This is a genomic window from Nisaea sp., from assembly GCF_965216895.1.
In the GTDB taxonomy this organism is placed as follows: domain Bacteria; phylum Pseudomonadota; class Alphaproteobacteria; order Thalassobaculales; family Thalassobaculaceae; genus Nisaea.
Genome location: NZ_OZ244205.1, coordinates 3,495,306 through 3,516,253, shown reverse-complemented (window position 1 = coordinate 3,516,253; position 20,948 = coordinate 3,495,306). Strand labels below are relative to the sequence as shown.

General features: G+C 63.5%; 23 protein-coding genes and 2 tRNA genes. 11 read left to right on the top strand and 14 right to left on the bottom strand.

All coding sequences use genetic code 11. The features are described from left to right. Positions 1-3 precede the first annotated feature (3 nt). The 4 genes from ACOOE1_RS16890 to ACOOE1_RS16875 all read right to left on the bottom strand — a co-directional run bounded on the left by ACOOE1_RS16890 (position 4) and on the right by ACOOE1_RS16875 (position 4,015). Positions 4-702, bottom strand: coding sequence for an NUDIX hydrolase (locus ACOOE1_RS16890; RefSeq protein ID WP_420403370.1), 699 nt, complete (start codon positions 700-702; stop codon positions 4-6). A 342-nt stretch (positions 703-1,044) separates the two neighbouring features. Beyond that, positions 1,045-1,503 (bottom strand): MmcB family DNA repair protein, encoded by a 459-nt coding sequence (locus ACOOE1_RS16885; protein ID WP_420403369.1) that lies wholly within the window; start codon positions 1,501-1,503, stop codon positions 1,045-1,047. Between the two features lie 10 nt (positions 1,504-1,513). Further along, entirely contained in the window at positions 1,514-2,944 is a 1,431-nt protein-coding gene (locus ACOOE1_RS16880) for a pentapeptide repeat-containing protein (RefSeq protein WP_420403368.1), read from the bottom strand. A gap of 114 nt (positions 2,945-3,058) precedes the next feature. Next, on the bottom strand, positions 3,059-4,015 hold the full coding sequence (locus ACOOE1_RS16875) for a hypothetical protein (RefSeq protein WP_420403367.1): 957 nt from the start codon (positions 4,013-4,015) through the stop codon (positions 3,059-3,061). Between the two features lie 259 nt (positions 4,016-4,274). Here ACOOE1_RS16875 and ACOOE1_RS16870 point away from each other — a divergent pair, with 259 nt between their 5' ends. The 3 genes from ACOOE1_RS16870 (at position 4,275) to ACOOE1_RS16860 (ending at position 5,971) form a co-directional block, all read left to right on the top strand. Next, positions 4,275-5,054 carry a protein phosphatase CheZ gene (locus ACOOE1_RS16870; protein WP_420403366.1) on the top strand — a complete coding sequence of 260 codons (780 nt, stop codon included), beginning with the start codon at positions 4,275-4,277 and terminating at the stop codon, positions 5,052-5,054. Positions 5,055-5,219: 165 nt separating this feature from the next. Then, entirely contained in the window at positions 5,220-5,681 is a 462-nt protein-coding gene (locus ACOOE1_RS16865; protein WP_420403365.1) for an Hsp20 family protein, read from the top strand. A 74-nt stretch (positions 5,682-5,755) separates the two neighbouring features. Next, entirely contained in the window at positions 5,756-5,971 is a 216-nt protein-coding gene (locus ACOOE1_RS16860) for a DUF1150 domain-containing protein (RefSeq protein ID WP_420403364.1), read from the top strand. 37 nt (positions 5,972-6,008) lie between these two features. On the opposite strand, the gene ptsN is transcribed toward ACOOE1_RS16860, so the two are convergent. The 8 genes from ptsN to ACOOE1_RS16820 all read right to left on the bottom strand — a co-directional run bounded on the left by ptsN (position 6,009) and on the right by ACOOE1_RS16820 (position 12,282). Then, positions 6,009-6,473, bottom strand: coding sequence for a PTS IIA-like nitrogen regulatory protein PtsN (ptsN, locus tag ACOOE1_RS16855; protein WP_420403363.1), 465 nt, complete (start codon positions 6,471-6,473; stop codon positions 6,009-6,011). 96 nt (positions 6,474-6,569) lie between these two features. Further along, entirely contained in the window at positions 6,570-7,148 is a 579-nt protein-coding gene (hpf, locus tag ACOOE1_RS16850) for a ribosome hibernation-promoting factor, HPF/YfiA family (protein ID WP_420403362.1), read from the bottom strand. Between the two features lie 174 nt (positions 7,149-7,322). Next, positions 7,323-8,909: an RNA polymerase factor sigma-54 gene (rpoN, locus tag ACOOE1_RS16845; RefSeq protein WP_420403361.1), complete on the bottom strand. Its 1,587-nt coding sequence runs from the start codon at positions 8,907-8,909 to the stop codon at positions 7,323-7,325. An 11-nt stretch (positions 8,910-8,920) separates the two neighbouring features. Further along, positions 8,921-9,715, bottom strand: coding sequence for an LPS export ABC transporter ATP-binding protein (lptB, locus tag ACOOE1_RS16840; protein ID WP_420403360.1), 795 nt, complete (start codon positions 9,713-9,715; stop codon positions 8,921-8,923). A gap of 45 nt (positions 9,716-9,760) precedes the next feature. Beyond that, complete coding sequence (locus tag ACOOE1_RS16835) at positions 9,761-10,600, bottom strand: LptA/OstA family protein (RefSeq protein WP_420403359.1); 840 nt, start codon at positions 10,598-10,600, stop codon at positions 9,761-9,763. Further along, positions 10,600-11,307 (bottom strand): LPS export ABC transporter periplasmic protein LptC, encoded by a 708-nt coding sequence (lptC, locus tag ACOOE1_RS16830; protein ID WP_420403358.1) that lies wholly within the window; start codon positions 11,305-11,307, stop codon positions 10,600-10,602. The genes ACOOE1_RS16835 and lptC overlap by 1 nt, the downstream gene beginning before the upstream one ends. Positions 11,308-11,473: 166 nt before the next feature. Next, entirely contained in the window at positions 11,474-12,085 is a 612-nt protein-coding gene (locus ACOOE1_RS16825) for a ribonuclease D (protein WP_420403357.1), read from the bottom strand. A 110-nt stretch (positions 12,086-12,195) separates the two neighbouring features. Continuing rightward, positions 12,196-12,282, bottom strand: a tRNA-Leu gene (locus ACOOE1_RS16820). A 227-nt stretch (positions 12,283-12,509) separates the two neighbouring features. On the opposite strand from ACOOE1_RS16820, the gene ACOOE1_RS16815 reads away from it, so the two are divergent. Continuing rightward, entirely contained in the window at positions 12,510-13,466 is a 957-nt protein-coding gene (locus tag ACOOE1_RS16815) for a complex I NDUFA9 subunit family protein (RefSeq protein ID WP_420403356.1), read from the top strand. A gap of 495 nt (positions 13,467-13,961) precedes the next feature. Further along, positions 13,962-14,312, top strand: a complete 351-nt coding sequence (locus tag ACOOE1_RS16810; protein WP_420403355.1) for a hypothetical protein — start codon at positions 13,962-13,964, stop codon at positions 14,310-14,312. 159 nt (positions 14,313-14,471) lie between these two features. On the opposite strand, the gene ACOOE1_RS16805 is transcribed toward ACOOE1_RS16810, so the two are convergent. Together ACOOE1_RS16805 and ACOOE1_RS16800 are read right to left on the bottom strand one after the other, a co-directional pair. Then, a tRNA-Ala gene (locus ACOOE1_RS16805) sits at positions 14,472-14,547 on the bottom strand. Positions 14,548-14,656: 109 nt separating this feature from the next. Next, positions 14,657-15,094, bottom strand: a complete 438-nt coding sequence (locus tag ACOOE1_RS16800; RefSeq protein ID WP_420403354.1) for a TIGR02300 family protein — start codon at positions 15,092-15,094, stop codon at positions 14,657-14,659. Positions 15,095-15,294: 200 nt separating this feature from the next. On the opposite strand from ACOOE1_RS16800, the gene aroA reads away from it, so the two are divergent. From aroA to ACOOE1_RS16770, 6 genes are all read left to right on the top strand, one after another. Next, positions 15,295-16,620, top strand: a complete 1,326-nt coding sequence (gene aroA, locus ACOOE1_RS16795; protein ID WP_420403353.1) for a 3-phosphoshikimate 1-carboxyvinyltransferase — start codon at positions 15,295-15,297, stop codon at positions 16,618-16,620. Between the two features lie 3 nt (positions 16,621-16,623). Further along, positions 16,624-17,256, top strand: coding sequence for a (d)CMP kinase (gene cmk / locus ACOOE1_RS16790; RefSeq protein ID WP_420403352.1), 633 nt, complete (start codon positions 16,624-16,626; stop codon positions 17,254-17,256). 218 nt (positions 17,257-17,474) lie between these two features. Beyond that, complete coding sequence (gene rpsA / locus ACOOE1_RS16785) at positions 17,475-19,193, top strand: 30S ribosomal protein S1 (RefSeq protein ID WP_420403351.1); 1,719 nt, start codon at positions 17,475-17,477, stop codon at positions 19,191-19,193. A 234-nt stretch (positions 19,194-19,427) separates the two neighbouring features. Next, a complete protein-coding gene (gene ihfB / locus ACOOE1_RS16780) occupies positions 19,428-19,709 on the top strand; it encodes an integration host factor subunit beta (protein WP_420403350.1) in 282 nt (93 codons plus the stop codon). A 157-nt stretch (positions 19,710-19,866) separates the two neighbouring features. After that, the gene (locus ACOOE1_RS16775; protein ID WP_420403349.1) at positions 19,867-20,208 is read left to right on the top strand and encodes a lipopolysaccharide assembly protein LapA domain-containing protein; all 342 of its coding nucleotides are present in this window, start codon (positions 19,867-19,869) and stop codon (positions 20,206-20,208) included. 4 nt (positions 20,209-20,212) lie between these two features. Then, positions 20,213-20,854: a phosphoribosylanthranilate isomerase gene (locus ACOOE1_RS16770; RefSeq protein WP_420403348.1), complete on the top strand. Its 642-nt coding sequence runs from the start codon at positions 20,213-20,215 to the stop codon at positions 20,852-20,854. Positions 20,855-20,948: the final 94 nt, after the last annotated feature.

Sequence of the window (20,948 nt, the reverse complement as noted above, 5' to 3'; positions counted from 1 at the left end):
GGATCAGCTGTAGCGGATATAGGGCGTTTCGGTCCGGTAGCTGAAGAACGGATAGGTCTCGCGCGGCGCCAGCTTCTCCGCGGCGCGGCGCTTGATCTCGAGCAGCATGAACTCGGTCACGTCGACCAGCGGCAGCTTCAGGGCCTCGTCGAGCGGAAAATAGTCCAGATCCGCCAGTTCGCCGCTGCCGCCGAGGGTGCCGGACATATGCTCCTCCCAGGCGAAGAAGAAGCGGGCGTTGAAACGGAACCTGCGCTTGGACGGCGTGATGGCGTGTCCGACATAGCCGAGCTTCCCGAGGTCCGGAGCCAATCCCCGGCCGCCGATCTCGGACCAGGACGGATGTTGGGTCGGGCCGAGTTCCCCGCGGTCGGCCAGAAGCAGGCCGGTTTCCTCGAAGGCCTCGCGCACGGCCGCCATCGGGAAGCCGCGGGCGCGTCTCTCGTCCTTGGAAATGCGTTTCAGATCATGCGGCTGGAGATCGCTCGCGAAACCGACCCTGCGGTCCGCGGCATCGACCTTTCCGCCAGGAAAGACATAGACGCCGCCGAAGACGGCTTTCTTTCCGCGCCGTCCCATCAGCACATCAAGCCCGTCGCCGGTGCGACGAAGGACGATCAGACTGGCGGAGTCTTTCGGCCGGACAGGCTTTTGCCCGGGCTCGACCAGTCCGGGCAGGGTATTCGGCGGGGCGCGTCTCATGGTTTCTCAAAGACTTGGCAGAGGAAGATCCGCACAGTCTAGGACGCCCGGAGGCATTCCTCCAAGTCTGATCGCGCCCCTCGCAGAGGCTTTCGCCTTAGATGTTGTTCATCGCACCGTAATAGGCGACGCAGGCGATGAGGCCGAGGATGCCGGCGCAGGTGAGGATGGTCTGGGAAATGCTAATCCGGGTCATATCGATATCCTTTCTGGGCATATGACGACTCCATGGTTGTCAATGTAGGGCACAGACCGCAGCGCAACATGCATTGATACTGCAATGCACAATTGCAAATACGTCATGAGACGCCAAAACACAGCAGCATTAGTGACAAAATCAAACTAATCGTATGCGCCGGGAAGATCGCCCGACTCCCCGATCAAATGGGTCAGTCGACGCGCCGCGGTGCGGGCGAGCGACAGCGTCAGGGACTTGCGGCGCGCCGCGTTCAGTCGCGCTTCAGTGGCCTCCCGGGCGATCACCGCCTCGTACCGATCCGCCAGGATCACCCCGCAAAGCGGATCGTCCGGCAGCATTTCACGCGGGAAGTCCGGCGCGACCGCGAAATAGAAGCGGTCGCAGAAATCCAGATAATCGTGCCACTTTCGATCCGCCAGATAGTCCGCCATGTCGGACTTGACCTCGACCACGACGATTCCGCCCGCGGTATCGAGCGCCATGACGTCGACGCGCCGGCCCGTGCGCAGGGGCATCTCGGTGACGTGACTCCATTTCAGGTCGGTAAAAAGCCGCGACACGCCGCGGGTCACTTGCTGCGTGATTTCCGGACGCTCCACCATGCCGCCGCCGCTAGTCGTCGAGAACCATGTTCGTCGCGCCCCGCACATCGGCGCCGGAAAGATCGGCCCCCCGCAGGTCCGCGCCGTCGAAATCGGCGTCACGCAAGACCGCGCCGCGGAGATTGCAGTCCCGGAGATCGGCGCCGGTGAAGACGGCACCGCTCATCTCGGCCTGGTGAAAATCGCCCCCCCGGAGGATCGCCCGGTCGAACCTGGCCCGGTCGAAATGGGCCGGCCAGCGCTGGGTCTTGGCCCCGACGATCTGGACCGGCCCCGCCTGCACCCCGGTCAGCCGCGCTTCCATGAGGTTGGCACGCCGCATTGTCACGCCGCGCAGGTCCGCATTCGAGAGGTCCGCCGAGCGCATATCGGCCAGCGCAAGATCCGCCATCAGCAGATTGATGCCCGTCAGATCGCAACTGGTCAGGACGCTGCATTCCATATTGGCCGCAGCGAGGTTCAGCCGGCTGAGGCTCTGCTTGCTGATGTCCCGGCGTGCGAGCGGCGCCCGGGTGCCCTGCTTGCCATTGCTTTTGATCCAGAGATCGTGCTGGATCATGATCTCCTGCATCTCCGGTCCGAGCGCGTCCAGCGCGCGCGGCATACGCGCCAGCCGGAACTGCGGGTCGTCCGGATTCATGTTCGAAAACACGGCCCCGGCGAGATCGGCGCCGGTCAGGTCCGTGCCGCTGAAGATCACATTATAGAGTATCGTACCGTGCAGAATGGCGCCGGTCAGCGTCGCCTCGGTCAGGTCCGCGCCTTCGAGGTCGGCGCCGGTCAGGTTCGAATGGCTGAGATCGGCACGCACGAAGCGGGTATTGCGGAGCTTCGCGTCGGTGAGATCGGTCTGAACGATGAAGGCGTTGGAAAGCCGGGCGCCACTCATGTCCGCGCGGGTCGCATTCGCCACCGCAAGATCGGCATCGACCGTGTTGTACGTGACGGCAACGAGGTTGCCCCGTGCGTCGGGTTTCAGCAAGACGCCGTCCCGCAGGTCGGCTTCCTGCATGGTCACATCGCAGAGATCCGCGCCACGCATGCAGGCCCCGCGAAGATCGGCGCGGGAGAGATCCGCGCCCGTCAGCTGCGCCTCGCGCATGTCGGAGGCGAAGAGGTTCGCGGTCTTCAGATTGCATTTCTCGAGATTGGCATTGCGGAGCGAAGAGCCCGAGAGCTCGGCGCCCGCTAGCTCGCGCCCGCTCAGATCCTTGAATTTGAGATCGTACCCCTGAAGGTTGGCCCGGGCACCACCGGTCTGTCCGCGCAAGAACATTCCGTGGCGCTCGATGACGTCCTCAAGCTCGGCTACCGTGATCTGCCTTAGCGGAATGTCGTCGGTAGCCGGAGTACCCAGATCCAGTCTTGCTTCAGACGAAGCCCAGGCGACTTCTGCCGGGATGCCGGGGACCGTGTCAGTATCATCGTTGTGTCCGGACAAGACCTACGCCTACTTCCCAAACTCTGCGCGGAGACACTTTGTGCGTCCCGCCATCATTTGAGTAGATCGTGTTCCGATGGCCGAATGCAAAAAAATATTCCGTACAGGCCGGATTTACATCCAATCCTGAGCTTGCGGGAAATTATAGGCGACGAACCTGTAGGTTGACTGCACGGCTTCCCGGATCCCCTTGGACCGCGTTGATAGATCGATGTTCCAGATCTCGATGACCTCGTCCCAGATCATGATCTTCTTGTGCAATTCGTCGCGCATCTCGCGAATGAAGTTGATCTGCTTGTCGTAGCTTTTCAGGACCGTGAGGATTTCCCCGGTCTGTCCGTCGACCTGATCAAAAATGAAGCTGAAATCCCGAATCGGCGGCTCCATCAGGGTTCTTACCCGCTGGACTTCCGCCGTAAACTGGCGATCGCCGCGATGCAATGCGATCACCTGAACAAGCTTCGTCTGGATCGCGCTGGCATGGACGAAGCGGTCGCGCAGCGCCTCGATATAGGCAAGTTCACGGCCGACCCGGTCGACAAGGTCGAGGACCTCCTGCTTGCGTTCCTCGCCGAGCTTGAGCTTCTGCGCGATCTCGGAAATGCCTTTCTGGATCCGTTCCTTTGTCTCCGGTTTGGCGAGCTCAGCCTGGATTTCGGACTCGTCCGGATTGGCGATCGATGTTCCGGCAACCCATTGAGCGATCTGCACCATCAGCCGGTTCTTCGCCCGTTCCCTGTGCTTTTCCTCGATCGACCAGCTGGCCGAGCCGTCCAGCAATTCCCGGGGAATGGTGTCGCCAGGGCGAATGTCCTTGACGTAGTTCAGCCCCTTGCGAACGGTGTCCAGCAGCTTGCCGTCCTGGGAATCCTCGTCGATGCCGAATTCGGTGCACAGGGACTCAAGCGGGATCGAGGCCTCGAGTTCGCCGACGCGCACACGAAGCGCCGGGATCCGGTCCTGACCGGTCAGGCGAAAATGGGCACCGTTCACCTTGAAGATCTTGTGCTCGAAGGCGAAATGCGTCGACGGATCTAGCGCTTGCTCTTGCTCTTGTTCTGTGGCGGTCATTGTCGCTCCACATTTGCAGGTCCGCGGACCTGCATCCCCAACGTCCTGCTTTGTCTTACATCAAGAGACTGAATGAATAGCTAACGTCGCCCCGTAAAAGCGAGGGTACCTCTTCACGCCGATCTTTGTAGAGAAAATTGATTAACGGAAAATTAGGACGCCCGTTCTATAGTGCAATCACGCGGGGGCGCAAGGCTCGGGTGCAACTCCCGGCTCTCCCCGTGAGCATAACTATTGCCACTATTGCCGAGGTCACGCCGTGGGTGATGCAAAGGGAAGAATTTTCTCGGTCGAGCGCCGCGCGCAACAACGCAACGGGGCCGGTGGGGCGGTGACCCCCAAGGCCATCGCTCCCGGCCTTTCCTCGAGCGCCTTCGAAGAAGCGCTGCTTGCGGAAATCTCGAGCCTCCGGACCGAGCTTTCCGAAATTCGGAAGGCGGTCGGCATGACCGGGGTCACGGCGCCCGTCGCCGAGGTTCCGGAAGAGGACGAGGTCGAAACCGATATCGATCACGTTCTCAGGATCGAGATCGCCCAGATGGTGCGCTCGATCGGCCGCGCCAAGAGCCAGATCGCGGCGATCAAGCATCCGATGTCGACGGAAGACCAGATGCAGACCGCATCCTTGCAGCTCGACACGATCGTGCAGACGACCGAAACCGCGACCAACGAGATCATGTCCTCCGTCGATTCGATCGAAGGCACGCTCAAGCAAATCCACGGCTTCACGCTCGACGACCCGGAAGTGCAGCAGCTTATCGACCAGGCATCGAACCAGCTGATCTCGATCATTGAAGCCTGCAGCTTCCAGGACCTCACGGGTCAGCGGATCAACCAGGTGGTAAAGACGCTCCGCTTCATCGAAAGCCGCATTCTTGCGATGATCGATATCTGGGGCGGGCTCGAGGCTTTCAAGGATCTGCCGATCCCGACGGACGAAAACGAGGAAACGGCCTCCGAGGAAGACGATCTTCTGAACGGTCCCGCGCTCGGCAGCGCCGGACTCAGCCAGGACGATATCGACGCCCTGTTCGACTGATCCCGGCAATCGGGCCGGGCGGCAACGCGGCTTGGTGCCGGCGACTTGATCCGGACGGCACGATCACCTACATGGAAAGAGCGCGCGATCAATGAGGATGCGCGTGTTGAGTGCCGCACTGGCGGGCTCGAAGATCGTCTCGCTCATGTATGAGGGGTTGGTCCCATGTCACGCATGTCCGTTTTCAACTCCCCGCTCCTGCTCGGATTCGATCATTTCGAACGGGCCCTGGACCGGATCTCAAAAACCACCTCCGACGGCTATCCGCCCTACAATATAGAGCAGACCGGCAAGGACGGCCTGCGCATTACGCTTGCCGTGGCCGGTTTCTCTTCCGACGACCTCAGCGTCCAGATCGAGGACAACCAGCTGGTGATCCGCGGTCGCCAGAGCGACGAGGAGGACCGGGTGTATCTGCACCGGGGCATCGCCGCGCGCCAGTTCCAGCGGACCTTTGTCCTCGCCGAGGGCATCGAAGTCGTCGCCGCGGATCTGGATAACGGATTGCTTCACATCGAGCTGCACAGGCCGATGCCGGAAGTGAAAGTTCGGACGATCGAGATCAACGGCGGCAGGAAGGCCCCGGGGATCACCGCCGAGAAGCTCGATATCGAGCACGCGGACTGATAGCCGCCGTTCGGCCGCACACTCTCAACGAAACGAGCGCATCAGCCGGGAAGGAGATGCGAATGGATATGGATATGCCAGAACAAATCGACGTGCGCCGGATGAGCGCCCAGGATTTCGCCGCCCTCGGACTGTTCGACATCGCGTTTGTGAAACGGGTGAAGAGCGGCGGAGAGGCAAGCTTCGAAATTCACACCGCGGACGGGAAATTCGTCGCCGATGCGCCGAGCTGGGACGCCGCCGTTACCCTGATCCAGGAAAACGAAATGCAGGCGGCCCGAATCCACTGAGAGGGTCCTCGATCGCGCCGGCCGGTTGCCGGCGGGATCAGGCCGCGTTGCTGGCCGTCGCTTCGGTGAGCAGCGCGTAGATCGCGTCGACACTGTCGGCGCCGCGGATCTTTTCGCAGGTTCCCTTGTCGCGCAGCAGGCGCGAGACGCGGGCAAGCGCTTTCAGATGATCCGCTCCGGCGGACTCCGGCGCGAGCAGCAGAAAAATAATATCCACAGGCTTGTCGTCGATGGCGTCGAACTCGACCGCCCTGTCGGCGCGCGCAAAGATGCCGTACAGCCGGTTCAGTCCGGGCAGCTTGCCGTGCGGAATCGCGATTCCGTCGCCCATCCCCGTGGTTCCGAGACGCTCCCGCTCCAGCAAGACGTCAAAGATTTCTCTCTGCCCGAGTCCGGTCACGTCGGCAGCACGGCGGGACAGTTCCTGCAGCGCCTGTTTCTTCGACGTGACTTTAAGATGAGGAATAACGCCCTCGGGAATTAGGATTTCCGCGATTTCCATCGTTTCTACCCTGCTCTCGCTTCGAATTGGCACTGTGCGGGCCATCTCTGTCAACCGAGCAGCCCTTCTACGATGCCAGTCCCGTTGAGGGCCGGCTCAGCCTTGAGCCAGACCCTTTGGATCGATCCAACCGATATTCCCGTCGCCGCGGCGGTAGATCACGTTCAGTTCACCATGCGACCGGTTCCGGAACATCACCACCGGCAGATCGCCCAGTTCCAGCCGCATGACGGCCTCTTCCACCGAGAGATCCTCGATAGAGGTGGTCATCTCCGCGACGACCACCGGCTGCCACTCTTCCTCCGGGGAAGGTTGAGAATCCGCGTGATCGGCCGCGAGCACGTATTGCTGGGCTGCAATATTTGCGCCACCGTTGCCGCGATGGTGGTCCCGAACCCGGCGCTTGAACCGGCGCAGACGCTTGTCGATGTGCTCGCCGGCCTTGTCCGCGGACTTGTAGGCATCGCCGTCATTGCCCTGACCGCGGACAAACATGTCCCGCCCGACATGAACCGCGATATCGGTCCGGAAATCGTTCCCCTCCTTGGAAACCGTCACAGTTCCCTCGAGAGGATCGCCGAAATACTTCTCGGATATGTCCGTCACGAGTCGCTCAACATGTTCCTTGAGCGCGTCGCTGATCTGGACTTGCTTACCGTTGATTGCTAGCTGCATGCGTCTTTCGCGGTCGATGACATTTGGCCATTCGGCGTCGGGACCCGGCATTGAACCATCCGGAGAAAGTCTGCCCGCAACGTCGCCTCGGCGACGAAGGCGCGGAACTTATGCGCGCCTCATAGGAGAGTCAAGCGCTGCGGTTACGAGATTTCTAAGTGCCCGGCTTATTGGTCAAATTCCAATCGATTTTTCGCGTCTCCTCTGTACGGACGACGGAATCTTCATCGCTTCGCGGTATTTCGCGATGGTCCGCCGTGCAATATCGACGCCCTCGCCTCTCAGTATCTCGACGATGCGGTCATCTGACAGCACCTTGTTGGCCGGTTCCTCGTCGATCAGCTTCTTGATCTTGAACCGTACCGCTTCGGCGGAAAGGGCGTCACCACCCGCCGATGATGCGATGGCACTGGTGAAGAAGTACTTAAGCTCGTAGATGCCGCGCGGCGTCGCCATGAATTTGTTCGAGGTGACGCGGCTGACCGTGCTCTCGTGCATCTCGATCGCCGCCGCGATGTCGCGCAGCACCAGGGGACGCAGATACTGGATGCCGTGCTGGAAGAAAGCGTCCTGCTGGCGGACGATCTCGCCGGAGACCTTGAGGATCGTGGTCGCGCGCTGATGCAGCGAGCGCACCAGCCAGTTCGCGGACTGATGACATTCGCTGAGATATTCCCGGTCGCTCTTGTTCTTGGGCGTGCGGCTGATCTGCGAGAGATAGGCGTTGTTCACCAGCACGCGCGGCAAAGTGTCGGGATTGAGTTCGACCACCCAACTGCCGTCCGGCGCGGCGCGCACCAGCACGTCCGGCACCACCGGTTCGCTGTTGTCCGGCTCGAAGGCGAGCCCGGGCTTCGGGTTCAGCGACCGGATCTCCTCCACCATCTCGGTCAGATCCTCGGCATCCACGCCGCAGATCTTGAGCAGGGCCGGCATGTCGCGCTTGGCCAGCAGGGGCAGATTGTCCAGCAGGGCCTGGATCGCCGGATCGAGCCGGTTGCGGTCCTTGAGCTGCAGCGCAAGACATTCGGAGAGGCTGCGGGCGAAGATTCCCGGCGGATCCAGGGCCTGCAGCTTGCCTAGCACCGTCTCGATCGCCTCCGGCGCCGCGCCCAGCCGTTCGGCCACCTCTTCCAGATCGCCGCTCAGGTATCCGGCATCGTCGAGCTGCTCGAGCAGGTCCGCGGCGATGATCCGTTCGTCCGGACGCTCGATATCGAGCGTGATCTGCTCCAGCAGGTGCTCGCGCAGGGTCTTCAGGCCGCCGACGCTCTCCTCGATGCCGGGCATGTCGTCGCCGCCCCGGCCGGACCCGGAGCCCGCGGCCGCTTCCCAGCTCCCGAGCGTGGGCGTGACGGACGGATCGGTCTCATCGACGCCCGCACTGCCCCAGTTGTTGTCATAATCGGTGTCGCCCGGATCCTCGCCGCCCGCCGGAAGCGATTCGGACGTCGTCCGGTCGACGATGTCGGGACCGTCCGGCGTATCCTCCCAGCCGGTATCGGCAGTCCCCTCGGGCGCCGCGCCCTCGCCCTCGACGGCCTTGTCGTAGGCTGCGAGATTGTCGGATTCCAGCGCCTCGAGGGTCGCCGGCCCGTCGCCGTCGTCGCGCTCCAGAAGAGGGTTCTGCTCGAGTTCCGCCTCGACGAATTCGGTCAGTTCAAGGTTGTTGAACTGCAGCAGCTTGATCGCCTGCTGCAGTTGCGGCGTCATTACCAGGTTCTGGGACTGTCTGAGGTCCAGTCTGGCCGAAAGCGCCAAGGCCGGTCTCCCTAGAGCCTGAAACGGTCGCCGAGATAAACCCGCCGCACATCGGTATTGGCGACGATTTCGTCCGGCGCACCATCCATAAGAACCGTGCCGTCATGCAGAATGAAGGCCCGGTCCACGATATCGAGCGTCTCGCGGACATTATGGTCCGTGATCAGCACTCCGATGCCGCGGTCCTTCAGATGCGAGATCAGGTCTCGGATTTCGCCCACCGCGATCGGATCGATCCCCGCCAGCGGCTCGTCCAGCAGGATGAAGGCCGGATGCGAGGCCAGCGCCCGGGCGATCTCGACCCGCCGCCGCTCGCCCCCCGAGAGCGCGATGGACGGGGTGCGGCGCAGATGGCTGATGGAGAACTCCGCCAGCAGATCCTCCAGCAGCGCATCGCGGCGCGCCGGATTGTCCTCGACCACCTCCAGCACCGCGCGGATGTTCTGCTCGACCGTCAGACCGCGGAAGATCGAAGCCTCCTGGGGCAGGTAGCCGATGCCGAGGCGCGCCCGGCGGTACATCGGCAATTCGGTGATGTCCGCCCCGTCCAGATGAATCGAGCCGTAATCGGCCGAGATCAGCCCGGTGATGACATAGAAGCAGGTCGTCTTGCCCGCGCCGTTGGGCCCAAGCAGCCCGACCGCCTCGCCGCGCTGGACCGAGATGCTGACGTCGCGCAGGACCGGCCGCGACTTGTAGCGTTTGCCGAGATTGCGTGCGACCAGCCCGCGATTGTTCGCGACAAGACGCGGTCCGTCCGCACCTGCCGCCGGGCCGCCCGCCCCACCAAGACTAGTATCGCTCATCCCTTGCCTTTGCCCCGCCTTGCGGTCTGCCGTTTCCCTGCCGGTTCATTTATTGTCCGACTTCGGGTTGAACAATCCTCTGACCCGTTGTTTCGCTCCATCCGGTCCCGACAAGAGCTTGCTGATGCCGGTCTTTAGGTTCACTTCGGCGCGCTCGCCGTTGAGCTGGTTCTCGCCCCGCGTGATCCGCACATTGCCCTGAAGGATCGCGGTTTCCGAATCGACATTGTAGATGCCTTCGTCGCCGCGCGCGACATCCTCGGCCGTGGTGATGACAACATCGCCGACCGCGTCCATCCGGGTGGCGACCAGCTTACCGCCGGCATCCTCCTCGAAACGGGCGATAAGGGTATCTGCACGGATCGTCCGGTCGTCCTTTTTCGCCGTCGCGTTTCCGCGGGCGACGGCGATCTGGCGCTGCTCCCAGTATTCCAGGCTGTCCCGCGCGGTGATCGTCTCGGTTCCGGTCTCGAGCCTCGGCGGCGCCTGCTTGCCGAGCATCACGGCGACCGCTTCGTCCAGATCGTAGACGGCGCGTTCGCCATAGCCGGTCTGTTTGTCGGAGGAAATCACGACATTGCCGATCGCTTCCAGCCGGTAGATATCGGTCGCCCCGTTCGCGTCGCGGTAGAGCGCCGTCAGGGTATCGGCCCGAACCGTGACCCCGCCGCGCGCCGCCTTGGCATTTCCACGGGCGACATACATCCGCTGATCGCGGATCCATTCGATGCCGTCATCGGCTTCGACCGTCACCGGGCCGTCGTCTCCGGCCTGACCCGAAAAGCTCTGGGCCCGGATATCGGGCGCGGCCATCGCGCAGCAAAGGGCCAGCATCAGTATGGTCCAGCCGCAGACGGTCCGACGGCCGGGTCGGTATGCACGCATCAATTCGCTCTCCGGGTCTCGAGCCCACCGAGCTGAGCCGGATAAAGCACCACCTTGCTCTTGCCAACGAAAACAATGCGCTCGCCCCGGTCATAGATCCGGAAACCCTCACCGGTCGCGATACCGCTCTGCCCGTGGGCACTGACCGGATCGTCGCTGGTCGCCATGCCTTCGTCGAGCAGCACGCGCGCGCTTTCCGAGGTCACCGTGTAGCCTCGATCGTGAAACACGGTGACGCCGCCGCTGAGGTCGATCGTCCTCTGTTTCTTGTCGTAGATGCCGGCGGCCGCGGACAGCGCGAGCCATTCCTCCTCGTTGATGGCAAGGTCGGCCTGCGGGGCGACGAGATCGAGACGGTCAGACTCATGACTGTCCTGGCTCGCGCGTTCCGCGGTGATCTCGTAAGGGCGCTGCGAATCGTCAACACCGACATAGCGCGGCTGATCCATGCTCAGCCCGTCTGTCGCGACGGCAAGGAGGCTCCTGGCCTTGTCGCCGAGACGGAACTTGGTGTGATCCGGGATCAGTTGCGGCCAGCTCACGATCAGCGCGACGATGGCAAGCGCCAGCGCCGGCAGGATCAGCTTCATCAGCACGACCAGCCGGCTGGCACGGAAATGCGCCGCCTCGCGCCGTCGGGGAGCATCCGGCTGGAAACGGCGCCCGCCGAAGTCGCTCCCGATATTTGCCGCCGTCTGCTCGGACATCCGTTCCTCTTAACATCCGCAACAGCGCGGAATCACGAAACCGGCCGCGGCGCGTCGAAGCGGCCCCCGTTTCAACGGCCGATTCTGGCCCGACAATTGCTTGTCATCTTGTCCGAAGTATGGCGAAGGACCGCCAAAGGGTCAACGAATCCCGGCATTTCCGGCCCTAATGGGCGAAAATATCCTCGGCGCCATATCCGATCAGGTCGAGCGATGCCCGCACCGGCAGATAGGCGAAGGTCGCCGCGGCATAGCCGTCGCGCCCCTCGCGCACGAGACGCCGGTCCAGCTCTTCCTTCAGACGGTGCAGATAGAGCACATCCGACGCCGCGTAGTGCATCTGCTCCTCGGTCAGTTCGTCGGCGCCCCAGTCCGAGGATTGCTGCTGCTTGGAGAGTTCGACCCCGAGCAACTCGCGGCACAGATCCTTCAGCCCGTGCCGGTCGGTATAGGTGCGGACCAGCTTGGAGGCGATCTTCGTGCAATAGACCGGCGCCGTCACCACACCGAGATAGGCCTGCATGATCCCAACGTCGAAGCGGGCGAAGTGAAACAGCTTCAGCACCTTCGGATCGGTCAGCAGCCGGACCAGGTTCGGCGCGTTGTAGACGCCTTTGGCGAACTGCACGAGATGCGCGGTTCCGTCGCCGGAGGACAGCTGCACGACGCAGAGCCGGTCGCGCTCGGGGCGCAGCCCCATGGTCTCGCTGTCGATCGCGACCACCGGCCCGAGATCGAGCCCGTCGGGCAGGTCGCCTTTGTGCAAGATAATGGTCATCGGATTCTCCTGCCCCGTCTGCTTCGGCAGCCGGACGGCCGCACCTCTTCCTCTGCCCATCGCGATTTCGCAAGGACGGACAAACACTTCCGGTCTCTTTTAAAGGAGGATGGTGCCCAGGAGAAGACTCGAACTTCCACGGCCTTGCGGCCACTGGCACCTGAAGCCAGCGCGTCTACCAATTCCGCCACCTGGGCACGGCGGGCGGAACCAGTCCGCCGCCGAGGCCGCCGTAAATGCCAGCACGCGACGCGTCTGTCAAAGGCTTTTTACGGCGGGACGGCGTTCATTTGCGCTGCCGTCCCGATGCCCGGGATTTTTGATCGCCGCGGCCGCCCCGCTATATTATAAGCGCCCGTAAGGTAAAGGACTGCGCCACCGGTTTGCTGGAGCCGTAACGGCGCGCTGGGGAAGGACGATTTCCATGTTCCAAGGCAAGCAGATCACCATTTTCGGAGGCTCCGGTTTCATCGGCCGGAACATCGTGCGCGAACTGGCCCAGCAGGGTGCCGTCATTGAGGTTGCCTGCCGGGACGTGGAAGCCGCCAAGTTCCTCAAGGTCCAGGGCGTGGTCGGGCAGGTGACGCCGGTCCATGTGGATATCACCGAGGGCGAGAGCGCGATCGCCCCCGCCGTCGACGGCGCCGACATGGTGATCAATCTCTGCGGCATCCTCTTCGAGAGTGGGCGCAATCGCTTCGACGCGGTGCAGGGTACGGCGCCGGGCCTGATCGCGAGCGCCGCCGCCAAGGCGGGCGCCTCCAGGTTCCTGCATGTCTCGGCAATCGGCGCCGATGCCAACTCTGACTCGCGCTATGCCCGCAGCAAGGCAGCCGGCGAGGAAGCCGTGCGCAGCACCTTTTCGACCGCGACCATCCTGCGCCCCAGCGTCGTGTTCGGCCCGGACGACGATTTCTTCAATCGGTTCGGTGCCATGGCCGAGAGCTTCCCGTTCCTTCCGCTGATCGGCGGCGGCAAGACGAAGTTCCAGCCGGTATATGTCGACGATGTCGCGGACGCCGCGCTCAACGCGCTCGCCTCCGACGAGGCGGCGGGCAAGACCTACGAACTCGGCGGCCCGAAAGTCTATACCTTCAAGGAATTGATGGAGCTGGTGATCGCGCAGACCGGACGGCCGCGCCGACTGATCGATCTTCCGTTCTGGGCCGCCTCCGTCAAGGCCGCGTTCCTGGAATGGCTGCCGACCCCGCCACTGACGCGCGATCAGGTCACGTTGCTGAAGAGCGACAACGTGGTGTCCGAGGGGGCCCTCACTCTCGCCGATCTCGGCGTCACGCCGACCGCCTGCGAGGCGATTCTGCCGACCTATCTCGACCGCTTCCGCCCCGGCGGCCGCTACAATCGTTTCCGGGCGGCCTGAGCGGACACGCCCCACCGACTTTCGAGAACAACGCACTCCGGACACTTGTGAGCGCGCTTCCCGGCGCCGCGCCGTGAACCTGCCCTTGCGCCGGATGATCCCTCCCGCGCTCAGCCAGGCATGCTCACGCTCAAAAAACCTCACGAACGAAATAATTACTCGCCCGATTTCAGACACTTAGAAAACAAAATACTTTGATTCACCAAAATATTATCCAGAACAATGAAATAATTAGGTATCCAAAAATCAATTATTACGTCAGAATACGAAATATTATCAGCACATAAAAGCTGATAACAGGAAACAAGATTTCGCAATATTTCAGAATATTGGGCGATGCGGGTCACTTTACGCGCGACGCGCATTCTTGCGAGCAGCCCAAGCACCTTGCCGCCACCTCAGAGAGCGGCTCCCCGGCGAAGCACAGGCCCTCAAAGCCGCGCCGTCCCTAAATCGCACCCGTGGCCCGCGCGCCACCAAATGGAGCACCATACTATGCCCCTACCTGAATGGACCAAACCCACCCTCGTCGGCTTCGGATTCGGCGCCATCGCCGCCACCATCGTCGGCTTTACATGGGGCGGCTGGGTAACCGGCAGCAAAGCGGAAGTGCTCGCCTCCGACAGAGCGAGGGCGGAAGTCGTGCAGGCGCTCGTCCCGGTCTGCATCGCGCGCTCGATCGCGGACCCGAACGCGGCCAGCACCCTGGCTGCGCTGGAGAAAGCATCTTCCTACCAGCGCAACGACGTGATCATGGATGCCGGCTGGGCGACAATGCCGGGACAGGAAAATCCGTCACGACCGCTCGCACTGGCCTGCATCGACAAGATCATGGGCACCTCCTGATCCGCGGACCGGCTGACGAACAATCTGAATCCGTTCGCCTCCCACCCACGCTTCGAGCGGCGGACCATCTCGAAGACAAAGATTTCGAGTCCGTGGAGCAGTCGCAGAACAAGGAATCCAGAAATGGACGAAGCCCGCAGGTTTCCCTGCGGGCTTCGATGGTGGAGCCAAGCGGGATCGAACCGCTGACCTCTACAATGCCATTGTAGCGCTCTCCCAGCTGAGCTATGGCCCCTAACTGCTTCCGGACCGGTTGGGTGCCGGCGCGATGGGCCGCTTATGTAGCGAGCCCCGCGCCGCGGATCAAGAGCTTTTTGTCATCCCTTTTTGACGCAGAGCGCCGCCTAGAGATTTTCGTCGTCGTCGTCGTCCTTGCCGATCACGGCGACATCGTCGTCGTCGTCAAGATCGGACGCGTCCTCGAGCAACGAGTCGCTATCATCGTCGTCGTCATCCGTGTCCAGATCGCCGATCAGGTCATCGCCGTCATCGCTGTCGTCATCGTCATCGCCGTCATCATCGTCGGCGACGGCGGTGTCGTCGGAGGCAAGCTCCTCGACCTCGTCTTCTTCGTCCTCGGTCTCGGCGTCCTCGGCTTCCTTCGGCTTCTTCTTCTTCTCATCCGCCACGGGAACGGCCCGGGCACGCCGGCTCTTCAACACCGCTTCCGGGTCGAATTCGGTGTCGCACTTCGGACAAACGATTGGAGACTTCATCAGGTCGTAAAAGCGCGTGCCACAAGATTGGCAGGTACGCTTGATGCCCCATTCCGGCTTTGCCACGTCATTCCTCCGAGAACAACTCACTTCGGATCGCAATCCAACGAGGCGCCGAATAGCGATCATATTTCCGTCTGTCAAAGCGAAAATGCGCATCGCGGACGCCGGATTCCGGCAGGAGCCGCGGATTTCCTCCAGACAGTATGCAAGCCTCTGTGATAGAGAGCCTGCGGTCAACGCGATTTCGCCGTCCGAGAAGGTCCATGACGTCCCTAAACGCATCCAAGAGCACCGCCCTGACCGGCACCCTGAAAGTGCCCGGCGACAAATCGATTTCCCATCGCTCCCTGATCCTCGGGGGCCTCGCGGTCGGCCGCACCACCGTTTCGGGCCTGCTCGAAGGCGAGGACGTGCTGGCGACCGCCGCCGCCATGCGGGCGCTCGGCGCCAGGGTGACGCGGCACGGCGACGGAACCTGGGAGATCCACGGGCGTGGCATCGGCACGCTCGACGAACCCGAAGACGTGCTCGATCTCGGCAATTCCGGCACCGCGGCGCGGCTGCTGATGGGCGTCGTTGCCGGTCATCCGATCTCGGCCATCTTCACCGGGGACGCGTCCCTGAGGCGCCGGCCCATGGCCCGGGTGATCAACCCGCTCGGCCAGATCGGCGCCACGTTTCACGGCCGCGCCGGCGGGAAGCTGCCGCTCTGCGTGGAGGGGGCACGCGACCCGCTGCCGATTCGCTACACGCTGCCCGTCGCTTCCGCCCAGGTGAAATCCGCGATCCTGCTCGCCGGCCTCAACACGCCGGGCGATACCACTGTGATCGAGCCGGATAAGACCCGCGACCACACCGAGACCATGTTCCGTCATTTCGGCGCGGACGTGCGCGTCGAAGATCTTCCCGAGGGCCGCGTCGTCACCCTGACCGGCCAGCCGGAATTCAAGGGCCGCAACATCGTCGTGCCGGCCGATCCTTCCTCCGCGGCCTTTCCGGCGGTCGCCGCCCTGATCACGCCGGGCTCCGACATTCTGCTCGAAGCCGTCGGTCTCAACCCGCTGCGCTTCGGCGTTTTCGAGACCCTGCTCGAGATGGGCGCCGACATCGAGATCACCAACCGGCGCGAGGAAGCGGGTGAACCGGTCGGCGACATCCGGGTGCGCAGCAGCGGGCTGAAAGGCATCGAGGTCCCCGCCGAACGGGCGCCGAGCATGATCGATGAATATCCGATCCTCTCCGTCGCCGCGGCTTTCGCCGAGGGCGCGACCGTCATGCGCGGCGTCGGCGAACTCCGGGTCAAGGAAAGCGATCGGCTCGGGGCCATGGCGCGCGGGCTTGCCAAGGCGGGCGTCCGGGTCGAGGAAGGCGAGGACACGCTCGCCGTCACCGGCTCCTCGAACGGCGTCGCCGGGAATGCGCTGATCGAGGCGGATCTCGACCACCGCATCGCGATGTCGTTCCTCGTGCTCGGCATGGGGGCGGAGAACCCGGTCGCGATCGACGACGCGCGCACCATCGACACCAGCTTCCCCGGCTTCGCCGAACTGATGCGCGGTGCCGGCGCGAAGATCCAGAACGAGGCCTGACCCATGATCATCGCAATCGACGGCCCGGCCGCCGCCGGCAAGGGCACCCTCGCGCGCCGTCTCGCCGACGAGCTCGGCTTCGCCTATCTCGATACCGGGTCGCTCTACCGCGCTGTCGGCGTGATGCTGCTCCGGGCGGACAGAGATCCCGCGGACGCGTCCGCCGCCGCCGAGGCGGCGCGCAACCTGGACCGGAGCATTCTCGACAGCCCGGCACTCCGCACCGCAGAGGCCGGTGTCGCCGCCTCGAAAGTGGCGGCTGTCCCGGAGGTCCGTGCCGCACTGAAGGACTTTCAGCGCGGCTTTGCCACCACCCCGCCGGGCGGCGCCGGGGGCGCGATTCTGGACGGCCGGGACATCGGAACCGTCATCTGCCCGGACGCCGATCGCAAGCTCTTCGTCACCGCGTCCGTCGAGGCGCGGGCGACCCGGCGATTCAAAGAGTTGCAGGAGCGGGGCGAGGCCGCTATATATGCGCGCGTTTTACAGGACATGCGGGAACGCGATGCCCGTGACGCCGGCCGGAGCGACGCTCCGATGGTGCAGGCGGACGACGCGGTTCTGATCGACACATCGTCGATGACCCCGGATGAGGCCTACGCGGCCGCGCTCGAGGTGATCAAGGGCACGGACTGATCGCCGCCGCCTGGAAAACGAACTGAGATGCCGGTCACGAGGTCCGATGACCGGCTTTGGCAACCCAACGGTGGCTGACAGGCTCAGCCGCGTTCCAACCCCCGGACCGGGTGGAACGGTTCCGCGAATCGGGACGCAAAGAATCTAATTTGCACAGCCACCATGACACTGCTGCCGGTGAACCTCGGTTCTCCGGCAATACCCATTGAGGAGCTTACATGGCTAATGCAGCCGCTGCGGTTCAGGAACCGGAAATCACTGAGAATTTTGCTGCCCTGCTCGACGAGTCCTTCGGCGACGTCACGAGCATCGAAGGCAGCGTGGTCAAGGGCACGGTCGTCTCCATCGAAGGCGACAGCGCCCTGATCGACGTCGGACTGAAGTCAGAAGGCCGCGTGGCGCTGAAGGAATTCGGCGGCCCGGGCCAGAAGGCCGACCTGAAGCCCGGTGACACCGTCGAGGTGTATGTCGAGCGCATGGAAGACCGCAACGGCGAAGCCATGCTGAGCCGCGAGAAGGCCCGCCGCGAGGAGGCCTGGGCGGTTCTCGAGGGCGCCTTCGAAAAGAGCGAGCGCGTGACCGGCACCATTTTCGGCCGGGTCAAGGGCGGCTTCACCGTCGACCTTTCCGGCGCCGTGGCCTTCCTGCCGGGCAGCCAGGTCGACATCCGCCCGGTGCGCGACATCGGCCCGCTGCTGGGCACCCCGCAGCCGTTCCAGATCCTGAAGATGGACCGCCGCCGGGGCAACATCGTCGTCTCCCGCCGCGCCGTTCTTGAAGAGTCCCGCGCCGAAGCCCGTTCCGAGCTGGTCGCGAACCTCCAGGAAGGCCAGGTCCTGCAGGGTGTGGTCAAGAACATCACCGACTACGGCGCGTTCGTGGATCTCGGCGGTGTCGACGGCCTGCTGCACGTCACCGACATCGCGTGGCGCCGCATCAACCATCCGAGCGAGGCGCTGCAGATCGGCTCCACCGTCAAGGTGCAGGTCATCCGCTTCAACCCGGAAACCCAGCGTATCTCCCTCGGGATGAAGCAGCTCGAGGCGGATCCGTGGGAAGGCGTCGAGCTGAAGTACCCGGTCGGCACCAAGTTCACCGGCCGCGTCACGAACATCACCGACTACGGTGCGTTCGTCGAGCTGGAGCCGGGCATCGAAGGCCTGGTCCACGTCTCCGAAATGAGCTGGACCAAGAAGAACGTGCATCCGGGCAAGATCGTCTCCACCAGCCAGGAAGTCGAGGTCATGGTCCTCGACGTCGATCCGAGCAAGCGGCGCATCTCCCTCGGCCTCAAGCAGTGCATGGCCAACCCGTGGGACGATTTCGTCACCAGCTACCCGGTCGGCACCGAGATCGAGGGCGAGGTCAAGAACATCACCGAATTCGGTCTGTTCGTCGGCCTTTCCGGCGAGATCGACGGCATGGTGCACCTCTCCGACCTCTCCTGGGAGCAGTCGGGCGAAGAGGCCATCAAGGAGTTCAAGAAGGGCGACATGGTCAAGGCGAAGGTCCTTGACGTCGATACCGACAAGGAGCGCATCTCCCTCGGCATCAAGCAGCTCTCCGAGGATCCGTTCGAGTCCGGTGCCTCCGATCTGCGCAAGGGGGCTGTCGTCACCTGCACGGTCACCACGCTCACCGACAACGGCCTCGAGGTCTCCGTCGGCGACGGCCTGAACGGCTTCATCCGCAAGTCCGATCTCTCCCGCGACCGTTCCGAGCAGCGCCCGGACCGCTTCGCCGTGGGCGAGAAGGTCGATGCCAAGATCACCCAGATCGACAACAAGACGCGCAAGCTGACCCTGTCGATCAAGGCCCGCGAGATCGAGGAAGAGAAGAAGGCCATGGCCGACTACGGTTCCTCCGACAGCGGCGCCAGCCTGGGCGACATCCTCGGCGCGGCCCTGAAGCAGAAAGAAGAAGAGAACCAGGGCTAGGGCACGCGCCTTACCCGACCGTCTCGCGAGCAGCGGCGCCGCCCCAACCGGGCGGCGCCGTTCTCTTTTCAGACCGCCCTTGACACACTTCCAAATCGGCGAAGTGCATTTTTATTATGCAATAGAGAGACTTAAACTTGACGAAAGGCCTTAAAATTCGGTTTTATTGTCGCCGTGACTCATCCGGCCACCGATTGGACGGGCCGAGGAGTTGATTGGGGGAGCGTGGCAAACATGACCAAATCAGAGTTGATCATGCGTCTTGCCGAGGCGAACCCTCACCTCTACCAGCGCGATGTCGAACGGATCGTTTCCGCCATCTTCGACGAGATTTCCGACGCGCTTGCGCGCGGGGACCGCGTGGAGCTGCGAGGCTTCGGCGCGTTTTCCGTGAAGAAGCGGGATGCCCGCGTGGGCCGCAACCCGCGAACGGGCGACTCGGTCCCTGTACAGGAAAAGTTCGTCCCCTTTTTCAAGACCGGCAAGCAGTTGCGCGACCGGATCAACGACGGCTGACGCCGGAGACTTCGGACCCTTTCCCGCGCCGGTTGCGGTTTTGTCATACCGTGGCAAGCCGGCCGACAGGGCGCCGACGGCGAAAAACAATCACATCCAGCATTTCGATTTTCCGCGCGGCGCACTAGATTATGAGCGCTAGCAAAACGGAAGCGCCATGGCCCGCAGATCATTCATCGCTAAGACCCTCGGCATGCTGATCGGACTGCCGGTCGCAGTCGTCATCGTCCTCTTCGCCATCTCGAACCGGCATGCGGTCGAGGTCGGATTCTGGCCGCTGCCGATCACCGTCGAGGTCCCGGCCTACATTCTCGGGCTCTGCACCATGCTGTTCGGCTTCGTGCTCGGCACGGTCGCCGCCTGGTTCAGCGGCGGCAGCACCCGCCGCCGGGCCCGGGTGGCCGAAGGCAAGGCACGGCGGCTCGAACACGATCTTGAGGACCGCAAGCACGAGGTCGCGGATCTGCGCAAGGCCCTGCCGGCTCCGGACACACGGTAGACACATGCTCGTCAAGATCTGCGGCCTGAAGACGCCGGCCACCGTCGCCGCGACAGCGGCAGCCGGCGCCACCCATCTCGGTTTCAACTTCTTCGCGCCTTCTCCCCGCTCCGTGACTCCGGAAGAGGCGAGGGAGCTGGTGCGCCACGTGCCCGACGGGGTGAAGATCGTCGCGCTAGTGGTCGATGCCGACGACGCCCTGCTCGCCGCCATCTGGCAAAACCTTCACCCGGACATCTTCCAGCTTCATGGCCGGGAGACGCCGGACCGCGTCCGCGAGATCAAGGCGCGCTACGGCGTCGCCGTGATGAAGGCGGTGCGGGTCGCCGATGCGGCGGATGCGCGCGATGCGGAAGCCTATGACGGCGCGGCCGACATGATCCTGTTCGACGCCAAGCCGCCGAAGGAACTGGACAAGCTGCCCGGCGGAAACGGTCTCCTGTTCGACTGGACGGCGCTCAAGGCCTACCGGGGCGGCACGCCCTGGATGCTGGCCGGCGGCCTCGACGCGGAGAACGTGGCCGAGGCGATCCGGGTGACCGGCGCCGGGGCGGTCGACACCGCCTCTGGCGCCGAGGATGCGCCGGGCGTGAAGAACCCCGAAAAGATCGCGCAATTCGTCGCCGCGGCGCTCGGAGCCCACTGACGTTTTTTGCCCGCCCGGAGCCTTGCTTTGACCGGGCGCCCCGCGCATTATGCCGCCTTTCGCGAGCCTCCCCGAAACACGAGCCCAGAAGCTA

Excerpts from the sequence above, each read along its gene's own strand:
- ihfB (WP_420403350.1), top strand. The coding sequence starts at position 19,428 with ATGACCAAATCAGAGTTGATCATGCGTCTTGCCGAGGCGAACCCTCAC.
- ACOOE1_RS16770 (WP_420403348.1), top strand. The coding sequence starts at position 20,213 with ATGCTCGTCAAGATCTGCGGCCTGAAGACGCCGGCCACCGTCGCCGCG.
- ACOOE1_RS16875 (WP_420403367.1), bottom strand. The coding sequence starts at position 4,015 with ATGACCGCCACAGAACAAGAGCAAGAGCAAGCGCTAGATCCGTCGACG.
- ACOOE1_RS16835 (WP_420403359.1), bottom strand. The coding sequence starts at position 10,600 with ATGCGTGCATACCGACCCGGCCGTCGGACCGTCTGCGGCTGGACCATA.
- ACOOE1_RS16775 (WP_420403349.1), top strand. The coding sequence starts at position 19,867 with ATGGCCCGCAGATCATTCATCGCTAAGACCCTCGGCATGCTGATCGGA.
- rpsA (WP_420403351.1), top strand. The coding sequence starts at position 17,475 with ATGGCTAATGCAGCCGCTGCGGTTCAGGAACCGGAAATCACTGAGAAT.
- lptC (WP_420403358.1), bottom strand. The coding sequence starts at position 11,307 with ATGTCCGAGCAGACGGCGGCAAATATCGGGAGCGACTTCGGCGGGCGC.
- ACOOE1_RS16865 (WP_420403365.1), top strand. The coding sequence starts at position 5,220 with ATGTCACGCATGTCCGTTTTCAACTCCCCGCTCCTGCTCGGATTCGAT.
- ptsN (WP_420403363.1), bottom strand. The coding sequence starts at position 6,473 with ATGGAAATCGCGGAAATCCTAATTCCCGAGGGCGTTATTCCTCATCTT.
- hpf (WP_420403362.1), bottom strand. The coding sequence starts at position 7,148 with ATGCAGCTAGCAATCAACGGTAAGCAAGTCCAGATCAGCGACGCGCTC.
- lptB (WP_420403360.1), bottom strand. The coding sequence starts at position 9,715 with ATGAGCGATACTAGTCTTGGTGGGGCGGGCGGCCCGGCGGCAGGTGCG.
- aroA (WP_420403353.1), top strand. The coding sequence starts at position 15,295 with ATGACGTCCCTAAACGCATCCAAGAGCACCGCCCTGACCGGCACCCTG.
- ACOOE1_RS16860 (WP_420403364.1), top strand. The coding sequence starts at position 5,756 with ATGCCAGAACAAATCGACGTGCGCCGGATGAGCGCCCAGGATTTCGCC.
- ACOOE1_RS16885 (WP_420403369.1), bottom strand. The coding sequence starts at position 1,503 with ATGGTGGAGCGTCCGGAAATCACGCAGCAAGTGACCCGCGGCGTGTCG.
- ACOOE1_RS16890 (WP_420403370.1), bottom strand. The coding sequence starts at position 702 with ATGAGACGCGCCCCGCCGAATACCCTGCCCGGACTGGTCGAGCCCGGG.
- ACOOE1_RS16815 (WP_420403356.1), top strand. The coding sequence starts at position 12,510 with ATGTTCCAAGGCAAGCAGATCACCATTTTCGGAGGCTCCGGTTTCATC.
- ACOOE1_RS16810 (WP_420403355.1), top strand. The coding sequence starts at position 13,962 with ATGCCCCTACCTGAATGGACCAAACCCACCCTCGTCGGCTTCGGATTC.
- cmk (WP_420403352.1), top strand. The coding sequence starts at position 16,624 with ATGATCATCGCAATCGACGGCCCGGCCGCCGCCGGCAAGGGCACCCTC.
- ACOOE1_RS16825 (WP_420403357.1), bottom strand. The coding sequence starts at position 12,085 with ATGACCATTATCTTGCACAAAGGCGACCTGCCCGACGGGCTCGATCTC.